This is a genomic window from Streptomyces sp. WG5, assembly GCF_049974565.1.
Classification (GTDB): domain Bacteria; phylum Actinomycetota; class Actinomycetes; order Streptomycetales; family Streptomycetaceae; genus Streptomyces.
In genome coordinates this window covers 144,662-169,370 of the sequence record NZ_JBNGGC010000004.1, presented here as the reverse complement: position 1 = coordinate 169,370, position 24,709 = coordinate 144,662, and the positions used below count along the sequence as shown (strand labels likewise).

Annotated in this window: 23 protein-coding genes and 1 pseudogene; 15 read left to right on the top strand and 9 right to left on the bottom strand. The window is 72.2% G+C overall.

Annotated elements, in window-relative coordinates; genetic code table 11:
• Positions 1 to 242: 242 nt before the first annotated feature.
• Together ACP4IX_RS05980 and ACP4IX_RS05975 are read right to left on the bottom strand one after the other, a co-directional pair.
• A pseudogene (locus ACP4IX_RS05980) lies at positions 243 to 1,100 on the bottom strand (pentapeptide repeat-containing protein); the annotation flags it as partial.
• Positions 1,101 to 1,307: 207 nt separating this feature from the next.
• Positions 1,308 to 2,129, bottom strand: coding sequence for a VOC family protein (locus tag ACP4IX_RS05975; RefSeq protein ID WP_426554921.1), 822 nt, complete (start codon positions 2,127 to 2,129; stop codon positions 1,308 to 1,310).
• Between the two features lie 252 nt (positions 2,130 to 2,381).
• Between ACP4IX_RS05975 and ACP4IX_RS05970 the strand changes: the two genes are divergently transcribed.
• Positions 2,382 to 3,233 carry a sulfurtransferase gene (locus tag ACP4IX_RS05970; protein ID WP_426554920.1) on the top strand — a complete coding sequence of 284 codons (852 nt, stop codon included), beginning with the start codon at positions 2,382 to 2,384 and terminating at the stop codon, positions 3,231 to 3,233.
• Positions 3,234 to 3,629: 396 nt separating this feature from the next.
• Here the strand turns inward: ACP4IX_RS05970 and sepH are convergent, their stop codons facing one another.
• On the bottom strand, positions 3,630 to 4,688 hold the full coding sequence (sepH, locus tag ACP4IX_RS05965) for a septation protein SepH (protein ID WP_426521852.1): 1,059 nt from the start codon (positions 4,686 to 4,688) through the stop codon (positions 3,630 to 3,632).
• 472 nt (positions 4,689 to 5,160) lie between these two features.
• Here sepH and ACP4IX_RS05960 point away from each other — a divergent pair, with 472 nt between their 5' ends.
• Positions 5,161 to 5,991 (top strand): hypothetical protein, encoded by an 831-nt coding sequence (locus ACP4IX_RS05960; RefSeq protein WP_426554919.1) that lies wholly within the window; start codon positions 5,161 to 5,163, stop codon positions 5,989 to 5,991.
• Here ACP4IX_RS05960 and ACP4IX_RS05955 read toward each other — a convergent pair.
• Together ACP4IX_RS05955 and ACP4IX_RS05950 are read right to left on the bottom strand one after the other, a co-directional pair.
• Positions 5,915 to 7,240: a D-arabinono-1,4-lactone oxidase gene (locus ACP4IX_RS05955; protein WP_426554918.1), complete on the bottom strand. Its 1,326-nt coding sequence runs from the start codon at positions 7,238 to 7,240 to the stop codon at positions 5,915 to 5,917. The genes ACP4IX_RS05960 and ACP4IX_RS05955 overlap by 77 nt on opposite strands.
• Positions 7,194 to 8,438: an MFS transporter gene (locus tag ACP4IX_RS05950; RefSeq protein WP_426554917.1), complete on the bottom strand. Its 1,245-nt coding sequence runs from the start codon at positions 8,436 to 8,438 to the stop codon at positions 7,194 to 7,196. The genes ACP4IX_RS05955 and ACP4IX_RS05950 overlap by 47 nt, the downstream gene beginning before the upstream one ends.
• Positions 8,439 to 8,611: 173 nt before the next feature.
• Between ACP4IX_RS05950 and ACP4IX_RS05945 the strand changes: the two genes are divergently transcribed.
• Both ACP4IX_RS05945 and ACP4IX_RS05940 read left to right on the top strand, forming a co-directional pair.
• Positions 8,612 to 9,739, top strand: a complete 1,128-nt coding sequence (locus ACP4IX_RS05945; RefSeq protein ID WP_426521856.1) for a ferrochelatase — start codon at positions 8,612 to 8,614, stop codon at positions 9,737 to 9,739.
• Between the two features lie 8 nt (positions 9,740 to 9,747).
• On the top strand, positions 9,748 to 10,566 hold the full coding sequence (locus tag ACP4IX_RS05940; RefSeq protein WP_426554916.1) for an inositol monophosphatase family protein: 819 nt from the start codon (positions 9,748 to 9,750) through the stop codon (positions 10,564 to 10,566).
• A gap of 716 nt (positions 10,567 to 11,282) precedes the next feature.
• Here the strand turns inward: ACP4IX_RS05940 and ACP4IX_RS05935 are convergent.
• Complete coding sequence (locus tag ACP4IX_RS05935) at positions 11,283 to 11,456, bottom strand: hypothetical protein (RefSeq protein ID WP_167392522.1); 174 nt, start codon at positions 11,454 to 11,456, stop codon at positions 11,283 to 11,285.
• A 448-nt stretch (positions 11,457 to 11,904) separates the two neighbouring features.
• Here ACP4IX_RS05935 and ACP4IX_RS05930 point away from each other — a divergent pair, with 448 nt between their 5' ends.
• From ACP4IX_RS05930 to ACP4IX_RS05915, 4 genes are all read left to right on the top strand, one after another.
• Positions 11,905 to 12,558: a response regulator transcription factor gene (locus tag ACP4IX_RS05930; RefSeq protein WP_003993508.1), complete on the top strand. Its 654-nt coding sequence runs from the start codon at positions 11,905 to 11,907 to the stop codon at positions 12,556 to 12,558.
• 6 nt (positions 12,559 to 12,564) lie between these two features.
• A complete protein-coding gene (locus ACP4IX_RS05925; protein WP_426521858.1) occupies positions 12,565 to 13,809 on the top strand; it encodes a sensor histidine kinase in 1,245 nt (414 codons plus the stop codon).
• 404 nt (positions 13,810 to 14,213) lie between these two features.
• Positions 14,214 to 14,510 (top strand): DUF4193 domain-containing protein, encoded by a 297-nt coding sequence (locus tag ACP4IX_RS05920; RefSeq protein ID WP_003993510.1) that lies wholly within the window; start codon positions 14,214 to 14,216, stop codon positions 14,508 to 14,510.
• Between the two features lie 13 nt (positions 14,511 to 14,523).
• Positions 14,524 to 15,474 carry a hypothetical protein gene (locus ACP4IX_RS05915; protein WP_426521859.1) on the top strand — a complete coding sequence of 317 codons (951 nt, stop codon included), beginning with the start codon at positions 14,524 to 14,526 and terminating at the stop codon, positions 15,472 to 15,474.
• A gap of 17 nt (positions 15,475 to 15,491) precedes the next feature.
• Here ACP4IX_RS05915 and ACP4IX_RS05910 read toward each other — a convergent pair whose 3' ends face one another.
• Entirely contained in the window at positions 15,492 to 15,953 is a 462-nt protein-coding gene (locus ACP4IX_RS05910) for a DUF3093 domain-containing protein (RefSeq protein ID WP_426521860.1), read from the bottom strand.
• 57 nt (positions 15,954 to 16,010) lie between these two features.
• Here ACP4IX_RS05910 and ACP4IX_RS05905 point away from each other — a divergent pair, with 57 nt between their 5' ends.
• The 7 genes from ACP4IX_RS05905 to ACP4IX_RS05875 all read left to right on the top strand — a co-directional run bounded on the left by ACP4IX_RS05905 (position 16,011) and on the right by ACP4IX_RS05875 (position 22,906).
• Complete coding sequence (locus ACP4IX_RS05905) at positions 16,011 to 16,595, top strand: PaaI family thioesterase (RefSeq protein WP_426521861.1); 585 nt, start codon at positions 16,011 to 16,013, stop codon at positions 16,593 to 16,595.
• Complete coding sequence (gene dut, locus ACP4IX_RS05900; protein WP_426521862.1) at positions 16,592 to 17,152, top strand: dUTP diphosphatase; 561 nt, start codon at positions 16,592 to 16,594, stop codon at positions 17,150 to 17,152. The genes ACP4IX_RS05905 and dut overlap by 4 nt, the downstream gene beginning before the upstream one ends.
• A gap of 1 nt (position 17,153) precedes the next feature.
• Positions 17,154 to 17,906: a DUF3710 domain-containing protein gene (locus ACP4IX_RS05895; RefSeq protein WP_426521863.1), complete on the top strand. Its 753-nt coding sequence runs from the start codon at positions 17,154 to 17,156 to the stop codon at positions 17,904 to 17,906.
• A gap of 374 nt (positions 17,907 to 18,280) precedes the next feature.
• Positions 18,281 to 20,935, top strand: coding sequence for an ATP-binding protein (locus tag ACP4IX_RS05890; RefSeq protein WP_426554915.1), 2,655 nt, complete (start codon positions 18,281 to 18,283; stop codon positions 20,933 to 20,935).
• Positions 20,932 to 21,615, top strand: a complete 684-nt coding sequence (locus ACP4IX_RS05885; protein ID WP_426521865.1) for a response regulator — start codon at positions 20,932 to 20,934, stop codon at positions 21,613 to 21,615. Before ACP4IX_RS05890 ends, ACP4IX_RS05885 begins: the two co-directional genes overlap by 4 nt.
• A gap of 88 nt (positions 21,616 to 21,703) precedes the next feature.
• Positions 21,704 to 22,102 carry an OB-fold nucleic acid binding domain-containing protein gene (locus tag ACP4IX_RS05880; RefSeq protein ID WP_073731801.1) on the top strand — a complete coding sequence of 133 codons (399 nt, stop codon included), beginning with the start codon at positions 21,704 to 21,706 and terminating at the stop codon, positions 22,100 to 22,102.
• 3 nt (positions 22,103 to 22,105) lie between these two features.
• Positions 22,106 to 22,906, top strand: coding sequence for a DUF3159 domain-containing protein (locus ACP4IX_RS05875; protein ID WP_426521866.1), 801 nt, complete (start codon positions 22,106 to 22,108; stop codon positions 22,904 to 22,906).
• Positions 22,907 to 23,017: 111 nt separating this feature from the next.
• Here ACP4IX_RS05875 and ACP4IX_RS05870 read toward each other — a convergent pair whose 3' ends face one another.
• Entirely contained in the window at positions 23,018 to 23,695 is a 678-nt protein-coding gene (locus tag ACP4IX_RS05870; RefSeq protein ID WP_426521867.1) for a potassium channel family protein, read from the bottom strand.
• Positions 23,695 to 24,366: a potassium channel family protein gene (locus ACP4IX_RS05865; protein WP_398131759.1), complete on the bottom strand. Its 672-nt coding sequence runs from the start codon at positions 24,364 to 24,366 to the stop codon at positions 23,695 to 23,697. Before ACP4IX_RS05865 ends, ACP4IX_RS05870 begins: the two co-directional genes overlap by 1 nt.
• Positions 24,367 to 24,709 lie beyond the last annotated feature (343 nt).

Genomic DNA, 24,709 nt, shown 5'->3' with positions numbered 1-24,709 from the left:
GTGAGGGGGTACTCGAAGACGGCGTGGGCGAAGTCCACCGTGGCATAGCGCAGACGCAACTCGGCCGTCGACGACCAGCGGGTCCGTCGGCACTCCAGGCGGCGCGCGGCGGACGAAAGGTTCACCGGGCCGGCGAACACCGCTCCGGACAACGTCACCCGCCCGGCGCACACCAGTGGCCCAAGGCTGACTGACCGCTCGAAGACCGCCTGTTCGAACCGTGCATCGCCCAGGAACGTCGCCGACTCGAACCGTGCGTCGCCTCGGAACGTCGTCGATCTGAACCGTGCGTCGCCCCGGAAGGCCACTGAAGCGAACCCGGCACTGCCCTGGAACGTCGCCGAGGAGAATCCGGCACCGCCCTGGAACGTCGCCGATCTGAACCGTGCGTCGCCGTGGAAGGTGGCTGCCCCGAACCAGGCGCCGTCCTGGAAGGTCACCGATCCGAATCCGGCGCCGCTTTGGAAGACTGCCGACTCGAACCAGGCGACACCCTTGAACGTCGCCGACTCGCACCCGGCATCGCCCTGGAAGACCGCCGACTCGAACCGTGCGTCGGCCTGAAAGGCCGTGAACCTGAACCGCGCGTCGGCCTGGAAGACCGCCGACTCGAACCAGGCGGCGTGCTGGAAGGTCACCGACCTGAACTCGGCACCGTGCTGGAAGGTCACCGACCTGAACCAGACGTCACCTCGGAAGGTCGCCGACCTGAACCACGCGACGCCTTGGAAGGTCGCCGACGCGAATCCGGCGTCGCCCTGAAAGGTCGCTGACTCGAACCAGGCGTCGCCTTGGAAAAGCGCCGACGTGAACCGAGCCTCACCGAGGCGGGGATGTCCGGTGGCGGGGTCACGGAGGGCGTCGAGGAGGGCGTCGAGAAGGGATTCCGTGAAGGGGGTGCCGCGGTGGTCGATGTCGGCGCCGGGTGTCAGACCGGCCAGGTAGGTGTCGCGGTCGGTGTCGGTCAGGTGGGCGAGGCAAGCGGTACGACCGGGGACAAGGATGCCGCGGCAGCCGACCGGGTCGTCCGGGGCGGCGCCGTCGCCGCAGTGCGGCCAGTCGGGCGGAGTCGTGGACGGTGCGGGGCTCAGGGGCGTCATGTCCGGAGGACGATCACGCATGACCGGACGGTTTCCCGCCGCTTCCTGGCCGCCGCCGGCCGAGCCGTGGTCGGCTGACTGCATCCGCGACGTCTTCACGGTGGAGGTCGTCCAGCCCACTTCCGGCGGGTGGGAGGGCAGCGATGTCGAGGCGGCGCTGGAGGTGGTGGGAGGGGAGCTCGGGCGTCGCGGGTGCCCCGGCCGTTCTCACCCTTTCCGTGCGTGGTCGTGCCCGCACTGGACCAGCGCGAACCGCGCCCCCTCCGGGTCCGCCACCATCGCCACCCGGCCGTGGGGAGTGTCCTGGACGGGCTTGACGGCATGACCGCCCAGATCGGTGAGGCGCTCCAGGGACTCCTCCGCGTCGTCCACCTCGAAGTACGTCATCCAGTGCGGTCCCCGGTCGCGGGGCAGGGCGGTGCCGAGGCCGTGGATGCCGGCGACGGGGCGTCCGTCGAGGCGCAGGGTCACGTAGTCGAAGTCGGCGGAGACCTCCGGCGCCAACTCGAAGCCGAACACGGTCTCGTAGAACTTGGCGACGCTCGTCGACTCGAAGGTCATCAGCTCGTTCCACGCCGGTGTGCCGGGCACACCCGTGACGGCCGTGCCGAGGTGCGCCGCCGCCTGCCAGATGCCGAAGACGGCGCCCGAGGGGTCGGAGCAGATGGCCAGACGGCCGGCCTCGCCCGCGTCGAGCGGGCCCACACCGATCGTGCCGCCGCACAGGCGTACCGTTTCGGCCGTCCGGTTGACGTCGTCGGAGGCGAAGTAGGGCGTCCAGGCGAGGGGCAGGTGCCGGTCCGGGGGCAGCTGGCCGATGCCCGCCACCTCGCGGCCGTCGAGCAGGGCTCGCGCATAAGGGCCCAACTGCTGCGGCCCTGGCTGGAATTCCCAGTCGAACAGTGCGCCGTAGAACTCCCGGGTCGCGGCCGGCCCGTGCACCATCAGACTCACCCAGCAGGGTGTGCCGGGCGTGTGCCGGGCGTTCGTCTCGCCGTCCCGGCCGGTCGACTCCCGTGCGTCGGTCATCGTCACTCTCTTCTCGGCCCTCCGCGGGCCGTGCGTCCGCTTCCGCTCTGACGGATACCGGTCTGACAGACCTTCGCGCCGGTGCCGGCACCGGGCCCGCGCCGCGTGCTTCGGGCCCGCCCGTGGGGCCGGCCCGGCTGCTCGGGTGGTACAGCATGTGCCCGAACCCGTACGCCTCGTGATCGGTACTGTACGGCGGGCAGAGTAGCCCGACTTCGACGCGGCGGCCACTCGGTACGCCAGGATGGGGTCATGAACGCCATCATTTCCGTATCCGAACTCGTGACCGAACTGGCGGGTGCGAACCCGCCGGTCCTGCTCGACGTCCGCTGGCAGCTGAGCACGGCCGGGGCGGCCGGTGCCGCGCCGTTCGACGGGCGGGCCGCGTACGCGGCCGGGCACCTTCCCGGTGCCGTCTTCGTCGACCTGGACAGGGAACTCGCCTCCGCGCCCGGCGGGCACGGCCGGCATCCGCTGCCCGACATGGCGGAGTTCGGGGTGGCGATGCGCCGGGCCGGCGTGTCGTCCGGCCGGCCGGTCGTCGTGTACGACGGCGGACAGGGATGGGCGGCGGCTCGCGCGTGGTGGCTGCTGCGTTGGACGGGTCACCCGAACGTGCGGGTCCTCGACGGCGGGTTGCCGGCTTGGAAGGCGGAGCTCTCGACGGACCTCCCCGCTCCGGTGGAGGGCGACTTCACGCCGGAACCGGGCGCGGCGGGGATGCTCGACGCGGACGGCGCCGCCGCGCTGGCCCGCTCCGGGCTGCTGCTCGACGCCCGGGCGGGGGAGCGGTACCGGGGCGAGGTGGAGCCGATCGATCCGGTGGGCGGTCACATCCCGGGTGCCGTGTCCGCGCCGACGACGGACAACGTGGCGGCGGACGGCCGCTTCCTGCCCGCCGGGGAACTCCGGGCCCGCTTCGCGTCCTTGGGGGCCGGGGAGGACAGGGAGGTCGGCGTGTACTGCGGCTCGGGCGTGTCGGGAGCCCACGAGGTGCTGGCGCTGGCGGTGGCGGGCATTCCGGCGGCGCTGTACGTGGGTTCGTGGTCCGAGTGGTCGTCGGATCCGGCAAGGCCGGTCGCGACGGGACCGGATCCGCAGTAGGCGCGACGACGCAGTGGCGGGGCCGGTCCGCGAGCGGGCGGGCCGGAGCAGGGCGGGGCCGACGAGGGCTTGGCTGGTCTGGGTCCGGGCGGGGGTGGCGAGGGCTTGGTTGGGCCGGGCCCCGGCGGGGTCGCGGCGGGCCCGGGCCGCGAGCGGCTGTGCGGGCCCGGCGGGTGGACGGCTCCGGGCAGCGACGGCTTGGTGGACGGGACGGGACGGGGCGGGACGCGGCGAGGGCGTGGCGTGGCCGGTCGCGAGCAGGCGGGCCGGGTCCGGGAAGGGGGGCGACGCCACGGTCGCAGTGGGCTCACCGTCCGGTGTGCCGGCCGGCGAAGGAGGCCGGGGGCCGCACCCGCGCGGGTGCGGCCCCCAGGCCCGTACGCCGTCGGATCCCGCCTACTCCTGCTTCTTCCGCCGCGTCCCGAACACGATCTCGTCCCAGCTGGGAACCGCCGCCCGGCGGCCCGGGCGGACGCCGTCGGCCTCGGCCTGGCGGTCGGTGGAGCCGGTGAGGCGGTCGCGGTGGCTGGCCACGGAGCGCGGCATGAGCACGTCGGCGTAGGCGGAACCGGCCGACGCCGCGGAGGCCGGAGGCTCCTCCACCTCGGGCTCCTCGACAGGCTCGTCCCCCGGATCCGGAGCGCGCTCGGGTACCACCAGGTCGCCCCGGAAGCTCGGTACCGCCTCCAGCAGGCTGGTGAGCGAGTCGCGTTCGCGTTCGGCCGAGGCGGTGGCCGCGGTCTCCTCGTCCGGTTCGGACGGCGGTGGCGGCAGGCTCGGCCGCTCCCGCTGCTCCCGGTCGAGGGAGCGGTCCAGCGGCCGGTCGCGCGGCAGCCGTGCGATGCGCGGGACGAAGGGGAAGCTGGGCTCGGGCGCGGCGAGGTCGTCGGACTCGCCGATCAGCGCGCGCGCCTCCTCGTCGACGGCCTGGACGAGCCGCCGGGGCGGGTCGTAGGTCCAGCTCGCCGAGTGCGGTTCGCCCGCGACCAGGTAGACCAGCAGGACTTCCCAGGTGCCGTCGTCGCGGCGCCAGGAGTCCCACTGGACGGTGTCCTTGTCGGCGCCGCGCAGCAGCAGCCGCTCCTGGACCGCCTCGCCGAGGGGCGGACCGGAGTTCTCGCCGGGACGGCGGACGGGGGTCTTGCGGGCCCGCTCCGCCATGAAGGCGCGCTCGGCCAGCACGGGTCCCTCGAAGCGTCGTACGCGGTCGACGGGGATGCCGGCCATCTGTGCGACCTCTTCCGCGGTCGCGCCGGCACGTATACGTGCCTGGATGTCGCGGGGGCGGAGATGACTCTCCACCTCGATCTCGATCTGGCCGAGGCGGGGACGGTCGCCGCGCACGGCGGCCCGGAGCCGCTCGTCGATCGGAAGCGTGTATTCCGTGCTGTCCGCAGCCTTCAGCACCAGCCGTGTGCCGTCATTCGAGACGGCCACGACACGCAGTTCGGGCATGGGGACCTCCCGGGTGGTGCCTGCCGACGTCACGTGCGTCGCTGCTTCCGCTCTGTCGAGTGTGACCTGCCCGGGTGCAGCCTGCCACAACCTTGCCGAGTTGCCCGGCGTGTCGGGCACGGGCCCTGGATCGCCGTTATGGCACGGTTACCCATTTGCAACGGTGGGTGACCGATTCTGTCACCCTGCGCAACCAGCCCCCTCCCGGCGGTCCTTCAAGGTCCGGAGCCCCCTGTCGGGAGACCGGGCCCAGGGTTCGCAACAGTACTCCATTCGGACCACCTGCGTGGATGGGCGCGCCGCGCGACTTCTGGTGAGGGGTGGCGCCCGGCCGCTCCCGGTGGGGTTTCCGTGATCCCGGGCGTGGCGTACTTCACGGAATCACCAGAAACGGAACTAATGGTTTCGGCCGCACGTCCCTTTCTCGTGCAGTTGATCGATCACGTACGGGAAAGACAGGCAAGGTCCGGGGATGCGTGAAAAGCCCGATGATGCAGGCGAGGCGGATGTGGGCGCGGAGGTGAAGTCCAAGCGGATCGACCTGAGCGTGCCCCAGGTCGCGGGCAGCGCCCTGGCGGCGGTGGTGGCCGCCAAACTCGCCTCCTCCTTCGGCGTGTACGGCACGATCCTCGGGGCCGGCCTGATCAGCGTCATCGCCACCTGCGGAGGCTCGGTCCTCCAGCACTTCTTCAAGCGCACCGGCGAGCAGCTCCGGGTGAAGCGCCCCCTCGGCGCCGGGGGTGCCGACGGGCGTGGAGCGGCGGTCCCGGGCGAGTTCACCGCAGGCACCGTCTACCGCGCACGGACCAGGGGCTGGAAGCGCCCGTTGGTCGCCGCGGCCCTCGTCTTCGGGGTCACCATGGCCGGGATCACCGCGTACGAGGTCGCCTCCGGCGAGAGTCTGGGCGGCGGCCACAGCACCACCGTCGGCAGCGCTCTTTCCGGGCACGGCACGTCCGCCCCGGATCCGGAGAAGTCGGACGGATCCGGCAACTCCCAGGACTCCGAGGGCTCCCAGGACTCCGGTGGACCGGGTGACTCGGGCTCCGGCAGCGACGCTCCGGCAGCCACCCCATCCGGCACTCCGAGCGGCACCGACGGCAGCGCGTCGCCGGGCAGCGGCTCCGGGGAGGACGAGGGCACGGCGTCCAGCCCGACGCCCACCCCGGACGCCACCGGGGAGAAGGGCTCCGGCGACGCCACGAGCCCGGACCCCGAGGCCTCGGCTACGGCCCCAGGACCCGGCGCAAGTAGTCGTTCCGGAACAGACGATCCGGGTCGAGGCGGTTCCGCAGCGCCGTGAACTCGCCGAAGCGCGGATACACCCGGGAGAAGTACTCGGCGTCCCGGGCGTGGATCTTGCCCCAGTGCGGTCGCCCCTCGTGCGCCGTGAAGATGCGCTCGGCGGCGGTGAAGTACGCCTGGTAGGGCGTGCCCCGGACCATGTGGACGGCGATGTACGCGCTGTCGCGGCCCGACGCCGTGGACAGCGTGATGTCGTCGGCCGGGGCCGTGCGCACCTCGACCGGGAAGCTGATGCGCAGCCGTGACCGGTCGACCATCGCCCTCAGCTCGCGCAGCGCAGGGACGACGGCCTCGCGCGGAATGGCGTACTCCATCTCCAGGAAGCGCACCCGGCGCGGAGATGTGAAGACCTTGTAGGGGGTGTCCGTGTACGTCCGCGCGGACAGTGCCCTGCTGGAGATCCGGGCGATCGCGGGGACGGCGGCGGGCGCCGCGCGGCCGACCCAGTTGGCCGCCTGGAAGACACCGTTGGACAGGAACTCGTCCTCGAACCAGCCCCGGAGCCGCCCCACCGGTTGTCCGGGGCCGGCGCTGCGGTTGTTGCGCTTGGTGTGGGTGCCGCCGGTGTGCGGGAACCAGTAGAACTCGAAGTGCTCGTTCTCGGCCCACAGTTCCTCGAAGCCGGCGAGGACCCGGTCGAACCGCATCGGTTCCTCGCGGGCGGTGAGCAGGAAGACGGGTTCCACGGCCAAGGTGAGCGCGGTGACGACGCCCAGCGCGCCCAGGCCGATCCGGGCCGCGGCGAAGACGTCGGGGTTCTCCCGCTCGGAGCAGGTCAGTACCGACCCGTCCGCCGTGACCATTTCCAGGCCCCGGATCTGGGCGGCGATCGAGGCGGAGTCGCGGCCCGTGCCGTGGGTGCCGGTACTGGTGGCCCCGGAGACGGTCTGCTCCATGATGTCGCCCATGTTCGTCAGCGACAGGCCCTCCCGCGCGAGGGCCAGGTTGAGCCTCTTCAGCGGTGTGCCCGCTTCGACCGTGACCGTCATGGCGGCGCGGTCGATGCCCCGGATGCCGGTCAGCAGCTGAGGGCGTATCAGCACGCCGTCCGTCGCGGCTATGGACGTGAAGGAGTGCCCGGTGCCGACGGCCTTGACCGGCAGTCCGTCCTCGGCCGCCCTGCGCACGGCCTCGGCCAGTTCGTCGACGGAGGCGGGGGTGACCTCCCGCGTGGGGCGCGCGGAGACGTTGCCGCCCCAGTTACGCCATGTGCCGTTCTTCCCGCTCGCCGTGCGTGTGCTGCTCAACGGTCCCTCCCCGACGCGGAGCCGGCCGCTTGAGCCGGCGGTACCCGAGGAAACCGACCGCGGCCGCGACGGCCCCGGCCACCGCCGGAACCGCGTACCCGGCACGCGCCCCGGAGGCGTCGATCACCCAGCCGCCCGCGGAGGAGCCGAGTGCGACCCCGACCGCGAGGCCGGTGCTCACCCAGGTCATGCCCTCGGTGAGCTGCGTGCGTGGTACGTGCTCTTCGATGAGGGACATCGTCGTGATCATCGTGGGAGCGATGGACAGACCCGCAACGAACAGCGCCGCGGCCAGAAACAGCAGGTTTCCGACCAGTAGGAGGGGGATCATACTCACGGCCATCGCACAGACGCCCAGCAGCCAGCGGCGTTCCGGCGGCCCCGCGAAGCGCATCAGCCCGAAGATCATGGCCGCCGTGCACGACCCCGCCGCGTACAGGGCGAGGACCAGGCTGGCGGCGGCCTTGTGCCCCTCCTCCTCGGCGAAGGCCACGGTGACGACATCGATGGCCCCGAAGATCGTCCCCGTCGCCGCGAACGTCCCGACCAGGACCTGGAGCCCCCGGGAGCGCAGGGCGGTGCCGCCGCCCTTGTGCTCGCGAGGATGCGGCTCCGGCTCGGTGGCGCGCTGGGCGGTCAGCCAGAAGACGCCCGTCGCCAGGAAGCAGGCGGCGAGCAGCGGACCGGCCTCCGGGAACCAGGCGGTGGACAGGCCGATGGAGATGATCGGCCCGAAGATGAAGCAGATCTCGTCGACCACGGACTCGAAGGAGTACGCGGTGTGCAGCTGCGGTGTGCCCCGGTACAGGGCCGCCCACCGGGCCCGGACCATGGCACCGAGGCTCGGCACGCAGCCGACGCCGGCGCAGGCGACGAACAGCACCCAGTCCGGCCATCCGTAGTGCGCGGCCGGCAGCAGCACGGCCGCCGCGGTGAGCGACACGAGGGTCGCCGGTCGCAGCACCCGCCGCTGGCCGTACCGGTCCACCAGGCGGGAGACCTGCGGTCCGGCCGCGGCGGCGGCGAGGGCGATGGTGGCCGACAGGGCACCGGCCAGCCCGTACCGCCCGGTCAGCTGCGAGATCATCGTCACCACGCCGATGCCCATCATCGACAGGGGCATCCGGCCGAGGAAGCCCGCGGTGGAGAAGCTCTTGGAGCCGGGGGCGGCGAACAGGGCGCGGTAGGGGCTGGGCAACGAGGTCTCCGGGAACGGCTCAGTAACGGCTCGGACGGCTCAGTAAGGCCCGAACGCAGTCGATACAGCTTACTCGTCGCAACGCCCGGAAACAGCCCCCGCGGACCTGGCGGGACGCACCGTCGGCACCCCGCCGTTTTCCCGCTGTCAGTGCCGGGTGGCAGGATCGAGACATGCCTGACGTGCTCGATGCCAGCCCCTATGACGCCCTGCTCCTGCTCTCGTTCGGCGGCCCGGAGGGCCCGGACGACGTGGTCCCGTTCCTGGAGAACGTGACGCGCGGGCGCGGCATCCCCAAGGAACGCCTCAAGGAAGTCGGCCAGCACTACTTCCTCTTCGGCGGGGTCAGCCCCATCAACGACCAGAACCGCGCCCTGCTGGACGCCCTCCGCAAGGACTTCGCCGAGCACGGCCTGGACCTGCCGGTCTACTGGGGCAACCGCAACTGGGCGCCGTACCTGACGGACACCCTGCGCGAGATGGTCCGCGACGGACGCCGCCGCATCCTCGTCCTCGCCACCAGCGCCTACGCCTCGTACTCGGGCTGCCGCCAGTACCGCGAGAACCTCGCGGACGCGCTCGCCGCGCTGGAGGCCGAGGGACTGGACCTGCCGAAGATCGACAAGCTGCGGCACTACTTCAACCACCCGGGCTTCGTCGAGCCCATGGTCGACGGGGTCGTCCGGTCACTCGCCGAGCTGCCCGAGGAGGTGCGGGACGGCGCGCACATCGCCTTCTGCACCCACTCGATCCCCAACTCCGCCGCCGACACCTCCGGCCCGGTCGAGGAGCACGGTGACGGCGGGGCGTACGTACGCCAGCACCTGGACGTGGCGCAGGTGATCGCCGACGCCGTCCGCGAGCGCACCGGCGTCGACCACCCCTGGCAGCTCGTCTACCAGTCCCGCTCCGGCGCCCCGCACATCCCGTGGCTGGAGCCCGACATCTGCGACCACCTGGAGGAGCGCCACGCGGCCGGCGTCCCCGCCGTGGTGATGGCCCCCATCGGCTTCGTCTCCGACCACATGGAGGTCCTGTACGACCTCGACACGGAGGCCACGGCCAAGGCCGGGGAGCTCGGGCTGCCGGTGCGCCGTTCGGCCACCGTCGGCGCCGACCCGCGGTTCGCCGCCGCGGTCCGCGACCTCGTCCTGGAGCGGGCCGGGGACGAGCGCGGGCAGCAGGTCGCCCCGTGCGCCCTCGGCGCGCTCGGCGCGAGCCACAACCTGTGCCCGGTCGGCTGCTGCCCCGCCCGTGCCCCCCGCCCCGCCGCCGCGGGCGCCGACAGTCCCTACGCGTGAGGAGCCCCGTGACCGCCGTGACGCCCGTCCCCCTCCATGCCGAGCTGCTGAGGATCGCCCAGGAGGCCGCCCACCGCGCGGGCGAGCTGCTGCGCGACGGCCGCCCGGCCGACCTCGCGGTCGCCGCCACCAAGTCCAGTCCGATCGACGTGGTCACCGAGATGGACATCGCGGCGGAGAAGCTGATCACCGGCCTGATCGCCGAGCACCGCCCCGACGACGGCTTCCTCGGCGAGGAGGGCTCGGCCACCGAGGGCACGAGCGGCGTCCGCTGGGTCATCGACCCGCTCGACGGCACGGTCAACTACCTGTACGGACTGCCCACCTGGGCGGTCTCCATCGCCGCGGAGCAGGACGGCGAACGGGTGGCCGGGGTGGTCGTCGCCCCGATGCGGGGCGAGGCGTACCACGCGGTGCTGGGCGGCGGCGCCTGGGCCACGGGTGCCTGGGACGGCGAACGCAGGCTCGCCTGCCGCCCCGCGGCCCCGCTGGACCAGGCCCTGGTCTCCACCGGCTTCAACTACGTCGCCGACGTCCGCGCCGAGCAGGCCGACATCGCGCGGCGGCTCATCCCGCTGGTACGCGACATCCGGCGCGGTGGCTCGGCCGCGATCGACCTGTGCGACGTGGCAGCGGGACGCCTCGACGGCTACTACGAGCGTGGACTGCACCCCTGGGACCTCGCCGCGGGCGACCTGATCGCCCGGGAGGCGGGCGCGGTGACCGGTGGACGCCCCGGTGAGCGCCCGACCGGTGACCTGACGATCGCGGCCACGCCGGAGGTGTTCGAGCCCCTCCAGCGACTCCTGGTGGACTTCGGCGCGTAGGCCTCCGGCCGGCGGACCGGCGCGCAGGAGGCGACGGCGCACGGCCGGCGCCGAGGGGCGTGCCGGCTCCCGCGCCCTGCGGCGCGATCCACCGAGATGCGCCTGTGCCGGCTGCCAGTGCGGTCGGCCGGCACAGGGAGCGGGCGGCGGCTGACGTCCCGGGCGATCCGCCGTCGGGGGGTCGGCCGTCGACGCGGCGGACCATCCGGTCGGCACGGTCCCGGGGTGGCCCGCCGGGCGCCGGTCCTCGCACAGCCCGGAGCTCGTGAAGCCCGGGGACGCGCGGTCGGGCCGCAGCCTTCGCGCTGCCGCTGCCGCTGCCCGGAGCACCGCCGTACGCCGGACCGCGCACGGGCCGGCCCCGTATGTCTAGGGTGGGGCAACGGGGCAGAGGGGCAGAAGCGCAGCGGTACGTGGCCGCGGGGGCGGGGGTGTGCGCGCGGTCCCCGTGCCGACGGGGTGCCCCTGTGCGGGGTGCCCCTGTGCTTCCGCCCTCGCCCGCCCAGGCGGTGCCTCCGGGGCGGCGGGCGTTGGTGCAGGGTGACGGCCCGGGGCCGCGCCCGCTGTTCCCACGGGCCGGGGTGCTGCCCGGCAGGGGCTGTCCACACGCGGTCCGCGCGGCCCGGCGGCCGTGCGCTCATCGCCGGACGGCGAGACGCACGACAAGGCCCCGGCGCGGATCGATCCGCGCCGGGGCCTCGTCGCTCACGGGCCGGTCAGACGCCGGTCGCGCCGACCTCCACACCGTGCTCGGCGGCGAGACGGCGCAGGTCGTCGAGCTCTCCCAGCTCCACCTCGACGAGGAACTCGTCCCCCTCGTCGCGGGCGCGGGACAGGTCGGACTCGGTCGTCTTTATGCGCTGCAGAAGTCCTGCGGTGAAAGCGTCCATGCTGCGCCCCCTCGTCCTGGGTCGTGGGTCGATGGCACGGGGGTGTGCCGTTCGGAAGGGGCGATCACGTCTCCGGTGGAGTGCCCGGCGCTGCCCGGCAGGGCAGCGGCGGTGCCGGACACCCACGCCCGCTCTGCGGAAGCGGACCGCGGCGTACCGCGCGGTAACGCGGTACAGGCAGAGGGTGATCGCGGGGTGTAAAGCCGTCCTCCCCCAGCTCCCCTTCGCGGAAACCTCAACCGCGGGAGAAAATCTCGCATTCCCGCCCCCGCCGCCTTCCCCGCGATTCCGTCCGGCCGGAGGTGCTCGGCGGTCGTCACCGGCCCCTCACCCGCCTTACAGCCGACTTATGGCCGAAAAGGGCAGGATGGAGGCAACACACCCACCAGCCCCCTGCCCTCGTGCGCCGAGAAGCGCTACGCGGGTGGACACAGGAAGGACAAGCGACGTGCGCGTACTCGTCGTCGAGGACGAGCAACTGCTCGCCGATGCGGTGGCCACCGGACTGCGCCGGGAGGCCATGGCCGTCGACGTCGTGTACGACGGTGCGGCCGCCCTGGAGCGCATCGGCGTGAACGACTACGACGTGGTCGTCCTCGACCGCGACCTCCCGCTCGTGCACGGGGACGACGTGTGCCGCAAGATCGTCGAGCTGGGCATGCCCACGCGCGTGCTGATGCTCACGGCCTCCGGCGACGTCAGCGACCGGGTCGAGGGGCTGGAGATCGGCGCCGACGACTATCTGCCCAAGCCCTTCGCGTTCAGTGAGCTCATCGCGCGCGTGCGTGCCCTGGGCCGGCGCACCAGCGTGCCCCTGCCGCCCGTTCTGGAGCGGGCCGGGATCAAGCTCGACCCGAACCGCCGCGAGGTCTTCCGCGACGGCAAGGAGGTGCAGCTCGCGCCGAAGGAGTTCGCGGTGCTGGAGGTGCTCATGCGCAGCGAGGGCGCGGTCGTCTCGGCGGAGCAGCTGCTGGAGAAGGCCTGGGACGAGAACACCGACCCGTTCACCAACGTCGTGCGCGTGACCGTCATGACCCTGCGCCGCAAGCTGGGCGAGCCGCCCGTCATCGTCACGGTCCCCGGCTCCGGCTACCGGATCTGATCGACCGTGGCGACGACACCCGCGCCCCCCGGGGCGCCTCCGAAGCCCACCTGGGACCCGCGGTCGGCCACCCCGCTGCCCTGGCTGCGTCCCACCATCCGGATACGGCTCACGCTGCTGTACGGCGGCATGTTCCTGATCGCCGGCATCCTGCTGCTGTCGATCATCTACCTGATCGCCGCCCAGGCGGTGCGCACCGGCAACCAGCCGTTGTACAAGATCGTCGATTTCGAGGGTCTCCGGGTGACCAGCAACGACTGTCCGGGGGTCACCAACGGCAACCTGTCGCTGTCGCAGTTCAACGCGGCGATCAGCGACTGCATCGACCACCAGCGCCAGGTCGCCCTGGACAGGCTGCTCAGCCGCTCGCTGCTGGCGCTGCTCGGCCTCGCCGTGATCGCCTTCGCCTTCGGCTACGCCATGGCCGGCCGCGTCCTGTCGCCACTCGGCCGGATCACCCGCACCGCGCGCGCGGTGGCGGGCTCCGACCTCTCCCGGCGGATCGAGCTGGACGGCCCGGACGACGAGCTGAAGGAGCTGGCGGACACCTTCGACGACATGCTGGAGCGGCTGCAACGGGCCTTCACCGCCCAGCAGCGCTTCGTCGGCAACGCCTCCCACGAGCTGCGCACGCCGTTGGCGATCAATCGCACCCTCCTCGAAGTGCACCTGTCCGATCCGAACTCCCCGGTGGAGCTCCAGCAGCTGGGCAAGACGCTCCTGGCCACCAACGAACGCAGCGAGCAGCTCGTGGAGGGCCTGCTGCTGCTCGCCCGCAGCGACAACCAGATCGTCGAACGTAAACCGGTGGACCTCGCCGAGGTGGCCGGCCAGGCCGTCGACCAGGTGCACGCCGAGGCGGAGGCCAAGGGCGTGGAGATCCGCGGTACGCGCGAGCCCGCGGTGGTCCAGGGCAACGGCGTCCTGCTGGAGCGGATCGCCCTGAACCTCGTACAGAACGCGGTGCGGTACAACGTGGCCGGACAGGGCTGGGTGGAGGTCACCACCGCGGTCGAGAGCGGCCAGGCGGTCCTGGTGGTCACCAACACGGGCCCGGTCGTACCGGCGTACGAGGTCGACAACATCTTCGAGCCGTTCCGGCGGCTGCGCACCGAGCGCACGGGCAGCGACAAGGGTGTGGGCCTCGGCCTGTCCATCGCGCGGTCCGTGGCCCGGGCGCACGGCGGGCACATCTACGCGCAACCGCGCGAGGGCGGAGGGCTCGTGATGCGTGTGACACTTCCCGTCTGAGATCATGACCCCGACATCTCACCGAGCTCGGAGGATGTTCGCTTTGAGCGGAATTTCCAGGGTGGCGACCCGGGAATCCCCTGTGTGATCGATCACAGCGGAGGCTTTCCCGCCATTCACTCTCGGTGATCATGCACCCTGTCGAAAGCCGGGAAAATCCCGGTTTTCAGGGGTCCTGATCACGGGAAGTACACGGTGAGGCGCCTTTGAAGTGCGGTATTGGGACCGTGTACGGTCCCCATCGCCATCCAAGCCGATCACTCATGAGGAGTCCGGTTGGGTGTCGATTGAGTAACAGACCTTGATGTGAGGCAAAATCTCCGCCTCAGGTCGGGCACAAGTCCGGCCTCTCACGCGTTACGTGCGCTGGAGACACCGCAGACACCCAGAGGGGGAGAGCGACTATGGCAACCGATTACGACACTCCACGCAAGACCGACGACGACGTCGACTCGGACAGTCTCGAAGAGCTGAAGGCGAGGCGGAACGACAAGTCCGCGTCGGCCGTCGACGTCGACGAGTTCGAGGCCGCGGAAGGCCTCGAACTTCCCGGCGCCGACCTCTCGAACGAGGAACTGGCCGTCCGTGTGCTTCCGAAGCAGCAGGACGAGTTCACCTGCATGAGCTGCTTCCTGGTGCACCACCGCAGCCAGCTGGCCCGGGAGAAGAACGGCCAGCCGATCTGCCGCGACTGCGACTGAGGCGGGGTCGGCCGTGACTGGCTCGACCCCTCCCTGGAAGCGCCGCTTCTCCAGGCGGGAAGCGGACCAAGGACCGTCCGACGGTCCCTGTGGCGCGCGTGACGACGAGCGGGGCCCGACCGACAAGGGAGCGGCCTCGCTCGAGCCGGCGGCCGACCGGGGTGACCTCCCGGCGACCGCGCAGGCCCCGGCACCCGCTGCCCGGCGACGGGCAGCGGCGTTCCGGCACAAGGCCGGACAGGGTGTCCGCAACGGCGGCAACCGCGCCAGGGCCGCCCTGGCGCACCTCGCCGACCGGATCATCGAGCTGGCCCCGCGCGTGCCCGTACGGGACCTGGCGACGCTCCGCGGGCAGTTCCCCGGTCTCGGACCGGAGGAGCTCGCCGACCGGCTCGTGGCGGGCGCCGCCAAGGGCACGGCGACCGTCGGCGCGGGAGTCGGCGCGGCGGCGATGATGCCCGTACCGCCCGCGATGCCCGCCGAACTGGCCGCCGAGGTCACCGGCGTGGCCGCGATCGAGCTGAAGCTGATCGCCGAGCTGCACGAGGTGTACGGACTGCGTCCGCCCGGCGGCCTCGCGCAGCGCAGCACCGCGTACCTGAACTCCTGGTCGGACGAGCGCGGCGTCGACGTGTCCAAGCCGTCGACCCTCGGCTCGGCGATGAACAGCCACATGAAGCGTCAGCTGCGTCAGCAGATCATGAAGCGGATGGTGCGCAACCTGCCGAACCTCATGCCGTTCATGGTCGGCGCCGCCGTGGGCGCAGTCATGAACCGCCGCGACACCAGAAAGCTGGCCGACAGAATCCGGGCGGACCTGCGCAAGAAGCAGGTGCCGTGGAGCGCCCTCGACGAGCTACCGGCCCTGGAGGGGCCGCGGGACGCGCTGGACATGGGCGCCCTCACCGAGGAACCCGGCCCGAAGGGGTTCGGCCACCGCCCCGACGGGGACGGCGGCCACTGACCCCGGTCCGTCCGGCGTTACGCCGCCGCCTTCGCCGCCTTCAGGGCCTCGACCAGCCGCTCGGGCTCGCGGGTCGACAGGTACAGGTACGGAGTCGGGTCCTCCGGGTCCGTGACCACCACGCGCACGGCCCTCGGGATGTAGGCGCGCAGCAGCAGGAAGGCCCGGGTGTCGGCCTTGTGGGTGCGCCAGGCGCGGGCCTCTGCCGGATCGAGGATCTCCGCCTCGCCCAGAGCCGACACCGGCACCTTCGCCTCGCCCGCGATCAGCGAGTCGCCCACGACGCGGATGCGGACCGCACCGTACGAACTGGCCACCACCGCCGCCACCGCCGTTCCGCCGGCCAGGCCGCCCAGCATCGGCAGCGTGCCGAAGGGCAGCAGGATCAGGGCGAACGAGAGCCCCACCAGGAAGGATCCCAGCCACCAGGAGCGGGGCGCGGTGAGGCGTTCTTCGTACGGGGCGGTGGAGAGCTGCATGAAGCAAGCTTGGCACGGTATCGGTGTTCGGCCGATGCGCGGGTAAGGTCTGCGCCTGTGAGTGGTACTTCCTCAGGTCTTCAGGTCCCCGCCGACGCCGTGAAACCCGTACGGCACCCCGACGCGCCCGCCCCCGGCGAACTGCTCGGCGCGCACTACGGGCAGTGCTTCGGTTGCGGCGGCGACCAGCCCCACGGACTGCACCTGCAGGCACGGGCGGGCGAAGGGGTGTCGATCACCGCGGAGTTCACCGTGCAGCCTGCCCACCAGGGCGCCCCCGGCCTGGCCCACGGCGGCGTGCTGGCCAGCGCCCTGGACGAGACCCTCGGCTCGCTGAACTGGCTGCTGCGCACGATCGCGGTGACCGGACGGCTGGAGACCGACTTCCTGCGGCCGGTGCCCGTCGACACGACGCTGCACCTGGAGGCCGAGGTGACCGCCGTGGCCGGCCGGAAGATCTACTCCACCGCCACCGGCCGGATCGGCGGCCCCGAGGGACCGGTGGCCGTCCGCGCCGACGCCCTCTTCATCGAGGTCAAGATCGATCACTTCGTCGACCACGGCCGCGAGGAGGAGATCCGCGCGGCCATGGACGACCCGGACCAGGTCCGCCGCACCCGGGCCTTCGAGGTGAACCCGTGAGCCGGGGCCGCGGGCCGGAACTCGACGTCCTGATCCGCCGCGTCGACCCCGACGTACCGCTTCCGACGTACGCGCAGCCCGGCGACGCGGGAGCCGACCTGCGCACGACCGTCGGCTGCGAACTCGCGCCCGGTGAGCGGGCCGTACTGCCCACGGGCGTGTCTGTGGCGCTCCCGGAGGGGTACGCGGCCTTCGTGCACCCACGTTCCGGTCTGGCCGCCCGCTTCGGTGTCGCCCTCGTGAATGCCCCGGGGACGATTGATGCCGGGTACCGTGGGGAGATCAAGGTGATCGTGGTGAATCTCGACCCGCGCGAGACGGTGCGGTTCGAGCGCTTCGACCGGATTGCCCAACTGGTCGTCCAGCAGGTCGAGAGGGTCCGCTTCCGCCAGGTCGCGGAACTTCCCGACTCGGCGCGGGCCGAAGGGGGCTTCGGGTCCACCGGCGGCCACGCCGAGACGGACCGTGCAAGCGGCACAAGCGGTCAGGTCGCCGAGGGCGGCCCGACGGGTGGGAATCGATACGCTTCGGTCGTATCCGACCGGGAAGGACAGTGACGTGTTCGGACGTCGCAAGAAGAGGGATGCCGCCGAGGACGCGGCCGGCGAGGCCGAGCAGGTCGTCGACAGCGTCGACACCGAGGCGGACGACAGGGCCGAGCGGGTGCGGCTCGAGCCCGAACCGCGGCCCGACGGCCCCTGGGACAGCACCGAGGTCCGCGACCCCGCCGAGGGCCGGGTGGACCTGGGCGGCCTGTTCGTACCCGGAGTCGACGGCATGGAACTGCGGGTGGAGGTCGCGGGCGACGCGATCGTCGCCGCGACCGTCGTACTGCGCGACAGCGCCATCCAGCTGCAGGGCTTCGCGGCGCCCAAGCGCGAGGGCATCTGGGGTGAGGTGCGCGAGGAGATCGGCTCCGGCATCACCCAGCAGGGTGGCATCGTCGACGAGGTCGAGGGCCCGCTCGGCTGGGAGCTGCGGGCCCAGGTCCCGGTGCAGCTGCCGGACGGCACGAGCGGCTTCCAGGTCGTGCGGTTCGTCGGTGTGGACGGTCCCCGCTGGTTCCTGCGCGGAGTGATCTCGGGCCAGGGCGCGGTGCAGCCGCAGGCCGCCGGTCTGCTGGAGCAGATCTTCCGCGACACGGTGGTGGTCCGCGGCGAGGGTCCGATGGCCCCCCGCGACCCGATCGTCCTCAAGCTGCCGAACGACGCGCAGATGGTCCCCGAGGGTGTCCAGCAGGAGGAGGGCTCCCGCTTCGCCGGCGGCATGGGCCAGCTCCAGCGCGGGCCGGAGATCACCGAGGTCCGGTAGGCGAGCACTCCGCACGAAGGGCCGCGCCCCGCACCACGGGACGCGGCCCTTCCGTCGTACCGGGCGGAAGGGTTCGCCGGACGCCGGGACGGACGGGCGGGAGGGCTCGCCGGACGGACGGACGGGCGGAGGGACGGACGGACGGGCGGAGGGACGGACGGACGGGCGGAGGGACGGACGGGCGGGCGGAGGGACGGACGGGCGGGCGGGAGGGCGGTCGAGCAGTGCCGTCCGCGTGCCCGAGCCGTGAGGTCCGCGGACGTCAGAGTTCCGTCAAAGAGCACCTCCACCCTGCGCCCCGCCCCGTTCTGCCGGGATTACTGGCCGTAAGGTCGACGCTGCGCACTCAGCGATGACCGGAAGACAATGAGGCCATGGGACGCGGCAAGCTTCGGATCTATCTCGGCGCGGCGCCGGGCGTCGGCAAGACGTACGCGATGCTGTCCGAGGCGCACCGCCGCACGGAGCGGGGCACCGACTGCGTCGTGGCCTTCGTGGAGCACCACGGCAGGTCGCGCACCGAGGTGCTGCTGCACGGCCTGGAGCAGGTGCCGCGCCGGGAGCTGGAGCACCGCGGCGCCCGCTTCACGGAGCTGGACCTGGACGCGGTGCTGGCCCGGGCCCCGCGGGTGGCCCTGGTGGACGAGCTGGCCCACTCCAACGTTCCCGGCACCCGCAACGCCAAGCGGTGGCAGGACGTCGAGGAGCTGCTGGCCGCCGGCATCGACGTGGTCTCGACCGTCAACATCCAGCACCTGGAGTCACTCGGTGACGTCGTCGAGTCGATCACCGGCGTACGGCAGCGGGAGACCGTGCCGGACGAGGTGGTGCGGCGCGCGGACCAGATCGAACTGGTGGACATGTCGCCGCAGGCGCTGCGTCGCCGCATGGCCCACGGCAACATCTACCAGCCGGACAAGGTCGACGCGGCCCTGTCCAACTACTTCCGCCCCGGAAACCTCACCGCCCTGCGGGAGCTGGCCCTGCTGTGGGTCGCGGACCGCGTCGACGAGTACCTCCAGCAGTACCGCAGTGAGCACCACGTCTCGAAGATCTGGGGCTCGCGCGAGCGCATCGTGGTCGGACTGACCGGCGGTCCCGAGGGCGGGACGCTGATACGGCGGGCCGCGCGCCTCGCGGAGAAGGGCGCCGGCGGCGAGGTGCTGGCCGTGTACATAGCCCGCAGCGACGGGCTGACCTCGGCCTCCCCGAAGCAGCTCGCGGTGCAGCGCACCCTGGTGGAGGACCTCGGCGGCACCTTCCACCACGTGCTCGGCGAGGACATACCGGCCGCCCTGCTCGACTTCGCGCGGGGTGTCAACGCCACCCAGATCATCCTCGGCTCCTCGCGCCGCAAGGCGTGGCAGTACGTCTTCGGCCCCGGCGTCGGCGCCACGGTCGCCCGTGAGTCCGGCCCCGACCTGGACGTCCACATCGTGACCCACGAGGAGGTCGCCAAGGGCCGCGGACTGCCGGTGGCCAGGGGCGCGCGGCTCGGCCGCTCCCGGATCGTCTGGGGCTGGCTCACGGGCCTGGGCGGACCGGTGCTGCTGACACTGCTGCTCAACACCGTCCACCTCGGGCTCGCCAACGACGTCCTGTTCTACCTGGCGCTGACCGTGGCCGCGGCCCTGCTCGGCGGGCTCTATCCGGCGCTGGCCTCGGCCGCGGTCGGATCCCTGCTGCTGAACTGGTTCTTCACGCCGCCGGTCAACCGGATCACCATCGCCGACCCGAGGAACATGCTCGCGCTGGCCATATTCGTGGGCGTCGCGCTCTCCGTGGCCTCGGTCGTCGACGTCGCGGTCCGCCGCACCCACCAGGCCGCCCGGCTGCGTGCCGAGTCCGAGATCCTCTCCTTCCTCGCGGGCAACGTCCTGCGCGGCGAGACCAGCCTGGAGGCGTTGCTGGAACGGGTCCGTGAGACGTTCGGCATGGAGTCGGCCGCCCTCCTGGAACGGGAGGGGGACGTCTCGCCCTGGACCTGCGCCGGCCGGGCCGGGGCGGGTCCGCCGGTCGGGCGCCCCGAGGACGCGGACGTGGACATGCCGGTCGGGGACCACATGGCCCTCGCGCTGACCGGCCGCGTCCTGCCCGCCGAGGACCGCCGGGTGCTGGCCGCCTTCGCCGCCCAGGCCGCGGTCGTCCTGGACCGGCGGCGCCTGCGCGAGGAGGCCGACCGGGCCCGCGCGCTGGCCGAGGGCAACCGCATCAGGACGGCGCTGCTGGCCGCCGTCAGCCACGACCTCCGTACACCGCTCGCCGGGATCAAGGCGGCGGTCACCAGCCTGAGGTCCGACGACGTGGCGTGGTCCGAGGAGGACCGGGCGGAACTCCTGGAGGGCATCGAGGAGGGCGCCGACCGCCTCGACCACCTGGTGGGCAACCTGCTCGACATGTCCCGCCTCCAGACCGGCACGGTGACGCCGCTGATCCGTGAGATCGACGTCGACGAGGTGGTGCCGATGGCGCTCGGCGGGGTGCCCGAGGGGAGCGCCGAGCTGGACATCCCCGAGACCCTGCCCATGGTCGCCGTCGACGCCGGGCTCCTGGAGCGGTCGATGGCCAACCTGGTCGAGAACGCCGTCAAGTACAGCCCCGCCGGCCGGAGCGTCCTGGTCGCCGCCAGCGCCCTCGCGGACCGCGTCGAGGTGCGGGTCGTCGACCGGGGGCCGGGTGTGCCGGACGAGGCGAAGGACCGCATCTTCGAGCCCTTCCAGCGTTACGGCGACGCACCGCGCGGGGCGGGTGTGGGGCTCGGCCTGGCCGTGGCCCGGGGCTTCGCCGAGGCGATGGGCGGCACCCTGAACGCCGAGGACACCCCCGGCGGCGGCCTCACCATGGTGCTCACCCTCCGCGCGGCGGGCTCCTCCGGACCCGCCGGCGCGCACTCCGCCACCGCGCACTCCGCCACCGCGCACTCCGCCACCGCGCACTCCGCCACCGCGCACTCCGCCACCGCGCACTCCGCCGGCGCGCACTCCGCCACCGCGCACTCCGCGACAGCAGAAAGGCAGGCTGCCCGATGACCCGGGTGCTCGTGATCGACGACGAACCGCAGATCGTGCGTGCCCTCGTGATCAACCTCAAGGCACGGCACTACGAGGTCGACGCCGCCCACGACGGCGCCACCGCCCTCCAGCTCGCCGCCGCCCGCCACCCCGACGTCGTGGTGCTGGACCTGGGCCTGCCCGACATGGACGGCGTCGAGGTGATCAGGGGCCTGCGCGGCTGGACCCGGGTGCCGATCCTGGTGCTGTCCGCCCGGCACTCCTCCGACGAGAAGGTCGAGGCACTCGACGCCGGAGCCGACGACTACGTCACCAAGCCCTTCGGCATGGACGAACTGCTGGCCCGGCTGCGGGCCGCCGTCCGCCGGGCCGAGCCGGTCCCGGGCGGCGAGGACGGGGTGGTCGTGGACACCGCCGAGTTCACCGTCGACCTGGCCGCGAAGAAGGTGCACCGGGGCGGGAAGGACGTACGGCTGACGCCCACCGAGTGGCATCTGCTCGAGGTGCTGGTGCGCAACACGGGCCGCCTGGTCAGCCAGAAGCAGCTGTTGCAGGAGGTGTGGGGGCCCTCCTACGGGACGGAGACGAACTACCTGCGCGTCTACATGGCCCAGCTGCGCCGCAAGCTGGAGGCGGACCCCGCGCACCCGCGGCACTTCGTCACCGAGCCGGGCATGGGGTACCGCTTCGAGAAGTGAGCGGGGGACGAGGGGCCAGGAAGTGAGCCTCGCGATACCGGCCCGGAGAGGGTGTCTGGCTGTCGGCGCGCCCCGGTACGCTTCAGATATGAGTGCTGCTCCGCGTTCCGACAAGCCGGTGGGCCGGTTCCGGCGCATGTTCGACCGGCTCTCCTCGTCACAGGAGGACCTGGAGTCCGAGGAACTGCGTGAGGACGCCGACACCGCCGGCTGCACCCGCATCTGCGACTGCCAGGACCGGCAGATCGTGTCGGTTACTGGTACCTTGCGCACGGTCACCCTGCGACCGCGTGCGGGCGTCCCGGCCCTGGAGGCCGAGCTGTTCGACGGCTCCGCCGCACTGGACGTGGTGTGGCTGGGCAGACGCTCCATCGTGGGCATAGAGCCGGGGCGCAAGCTCATCGCATCGGGCCGGATCTCCATGAGCCGGGGCCGCCGGGTGCTCTTCAACCCGAAATACGAACTGAGACCCCTCGGACGGGAGTAGCCGGTGACGTCGCTCGACAAGCCGACCGAAGACACCCAGGACACGGAAGCCGGCGACGCGCGGGCGGTGACGGAGGCCGCGCTGTTCGAGGCGTTCGGCGGCGTGCGGGGCATGGTCGAGACGGTGCTGCCGGGCCTGCTCTTCGTCACCATCTTCACCCTCAACAACGACCTGCACATGTCGGCGATCGCGGCGCTGGCCGTGTCGCTGGTGCTGGTCGTGGTCCGGCTGGTGATGAAGGACACCGTCAAGCACGCGTTCAGCGGGGTCTTCGGCGTCGCCTTCGGCGTGGTCTTCGCGATGATGACCGACAACGCCAAGAACTTCTATCTGCCGGGCATGCTCTACACCCTGGGCCTGGCCATGGCGTACATCGTCACCTCGCTGGCCGGAGTGCCGCTGATCGGCCTCATCCTCGGCCCGGTCTTCAAGGAGAACCTCTCCTGGCGCACCCGGAACCCGGGCCGCAAGAAGGCGTACACCAAGGCCAGCTACGCGTGGGGCCTGATCCTGCTCGGCAAGAGCGCGATCCTCTTCCCGCTGTACTGGTGGGCCGACACCGAGCAGCTCGGCTGGGTCCTGGTCATCCTGAAGATCCCCCCGTTCCTGCTCGCCGTCTGGCTGACCTGGGTGTTCCTCGCGAAGGCGCCGGCCCCCATCGACGTGTTCGCGGAGATGGAGGCGGCCGAGAAGGCCGAGGAGGCGAAGGCGGAGCGGGAGAAGGCCGAACGCGAGGCCCGGGAGGGCGAAGCCGTGGAGACCGCCGCGGACTCCACACGCAGCGGCAGGCACCGCAAGGACTGACGGCCTACGACGACGGTCGACGGTGTACGGCGTCGGTCGACGGCATACGACGGTGGGGCGCCCGGGAATCTCCGGGCGCTCCACCGTCGTATGCGCGGGTCCTGCGTCCGCTCAGCGCGCGGCGTCGCCGCGCCGCGCCGACAGCAGGTCCTCCAGCTGCTCCTCGCGGGCCTGCGCCGCCACGAACAGCAGCTCGTCGCCGGCCTCCAGGGAGTCCTCCCGGGACGGCGTCAGCACCCGGGTGCCGCGGATGATCGTGACCAGTGAGGTGTCCTCGGGCCACTCCACGTCGCCGACCTGGATGCCGGCCAGGGCCGACTCCTCCGGCAGCGTCAGCTCCACCAGGTTGGCGTCGCCGTGGCTGAAGCGCAGCAGCCGGACCAGGTCGCCGACGCTCACCGCCTCCTCGACCAGGGCCGACATCAGCCGCGGGGTGGAGACGGCGACGTCCACCCCCCAGGACTCGTTGAACAGCCACTCGTTCTTCGGGTTGTTCACCCGGGCGACGACGCGCGGAACGCCGTACTCCGTCTTGGCCAGCAGGGAGACGACCAGGTTGACCTTGTCGTCGCCCGTCGCGGCGATGACGACGTTGCAGCGCTGCAGCGCCGCCTCGTCCAGGGACGTGATCTCGCACGCGTCGGCGAGCAGCCACTCCGCCATCGGGACGCGCTCGACCGAGATGGCGGTCGGCGCCTTGTCGATGAGCAGGATCTCGTGGCCGTTCTCCAGCAGCTCGCCCGCGATCGAGCGGCCGACCGCACCGGCTCCGGCAATGGCGACCCTCATCAGTGACCGGCCTCCTTCTCGGGACCCTTGGCGAACGCCGCCTCGACCTTGTGGACCTCGTCGGTGCGCATCATCACGTGCACCAGGTCACCCTCCTGCAGCACCGTCTGCGAGGTCGGCAGGATGGCCTCCCCGAGCCGGGTGAGGAACGCCACCCGCACCCCCGTCTCCTCCTGGAGCCGGCTGATCTTGTGGCCGACCCAGGACGCCGAGGTGTGCACCTCGGCGAGCTGGACGCCGCCGGTGGGGTCGCGCCACAGCGGCTCGGCGCCCGAGGGGAGCAGCCGGCGCAGCATCTGGTCGGCCGTCCAGCGGACGGTGGCGACCGTGGGGATGCCCAGGCGCTGGTAGACCTCGGCGCGGCGGGGGTCGTAGATGCGGGCGGCGACGTTCTCCACACCGAACATCTCGCGGGCCACCCGGGCGGCGATGATGTTCGAGTTGTCGCCGCTGGAGACCGCGGCGAAGGCGCCGGCCTCCTCGACGCCCGCCTCGCGCAGGGTGTCCTGGTCGAAGCCGATACCGGTGACCCTGCGGCCCCCGAACGTGGAACCGAGGCGGCGGAAGGCGGTGGGGTCCTGGTCGATCACGGCGACCGTGTGCCCCTGCTGTTCCAGGGTCTGCGCGAGGGCGGAGCCCACGCGCCCGCAGCCCATGATGACGATGTGCATCGCCTCACACCCCGCTTTCCGCGGGTCCGCCGGCCTCTGTGGATGTCCTGCTCATGTCTCTCTTTCGGCTCGCCTGGCGACACGTCGCGGCCAGTGTGCGGGCCGCGGGGAGACCATCATGCCGGTGCGTACCGGCGCTGACGCCTCTCGGGGCCCCGGGTAGCCGGATTCCCCGTCCGGGGAGCCGGATCTCCCTGTGCGCACCCAACGTATCGGCAAGCCTCCAGGGGCCGCAGGTGCCGTCTCACCCTCTGGCGGACGACCCCCGCCGGCCGATGCTGCGGACGCTGGCGAGAGTCAGGATTCCGAGGCCGACGAGTGTGACGGCGCCGCCGATCAGTTC

Excerpts from the sequence above, each read along its gene's own strand:
- ACP4IX_RS05975 (WP_426554921.1), bottom strand. The coding sequence starts at position 2,129 with ATGACCGACGCACGGGAGTCGACCGGCCGGGACGGCGAGACGAACGCC.
- ACP4IX_RS05970 (WP_426554920.1), top strand. The coding sequence starts at position 2,382 with ATGAACGCCATCATTTCCGTATCCGAACTCGTGACCGAACTGGCGGGT.
- sepH (WP_426521852.1), bottom strand. The coding sequence starts at position 4,688 with ATGCCCGAACTGCGTGTCGTGGCCGTCTCGAATGACGGCACACGGCTG.
- ACP4IX_RS05960 (WP_426554919.1), top strand. The coding sequence starts at position 5,161 with ATGCGTGAAAAGCCCGATGATGCAGGCGAGGCGGATGTGGGCGCGGAG.
- ACP4IX_RS05945 (WP_426521856.1), top strand. The coding sequence starts at position 8,612 with ATGCCTGACGTGCTCGATGCCAGCCCCTATGACGCCCTGCTCCTGCTC.
- ACP4IX_RS05935 (WP_167392522.1), bottom strand. The coding sequence starts at position 11,456 with ATGGACGCTTTCACCGCAGGACTTCTGCAGCGCATAAAGACGACCGAG.
- ACP4IX_RS05920 (WP_003993510.1), top strand. The coding sequence starts at position 14,214 with ATGGCAACCGATTACGACACTCCACGCAAGACCGACGACGACGTCGAC.
- ACP4IX_RS05910 (WP_426521860.1), bottom strand. The coding sequence starts at position 15,953 with ATGCAGCTCTCCACCGCCCCGTACGAAGAACGCCTCACCGCGCCCCGC.
- ACP4IX_RS05890 (WP_426554915.1), top strand. The coding sequence starts at position 18,281 with ATGGGACGCGGCAAGCTTCGGATCTATCTCGGCGCGGCGCCGGGCGTC.
- ACP4IX_RS05885 (WP_426521865.1), top strand. The coding sequence starts at position 20,932 with ATGACCCGGGTGCTCGTGATCGACGACGAACCGCAGATCGTGCGTGCC.
- ACP4IX_RS05880 (WP_073731801.1), top strand. The coding sequence starts at position 21,704 with ATGAGTGCTGCTCCGCGTTCCGACAAGCCGGTGGGCCGGTTCCGGCGC.
- ACP4IX_RS05870 (WP_426521867.1), bottom strand. The coding sequence starts at position 23,695 with ATGAGGGTCGCCATTGCCGGAGCCGGTGCGGTCGGCCGCTCGATCGCG.
- ACP4IX_RS05865 (WP_398131759.1), bottom strand. The coding sequence starts at position 24,366 with ATGCACATCGTCATCATGGGCTGCGGGCGCGTGGGCTCCGCCCTCGCG.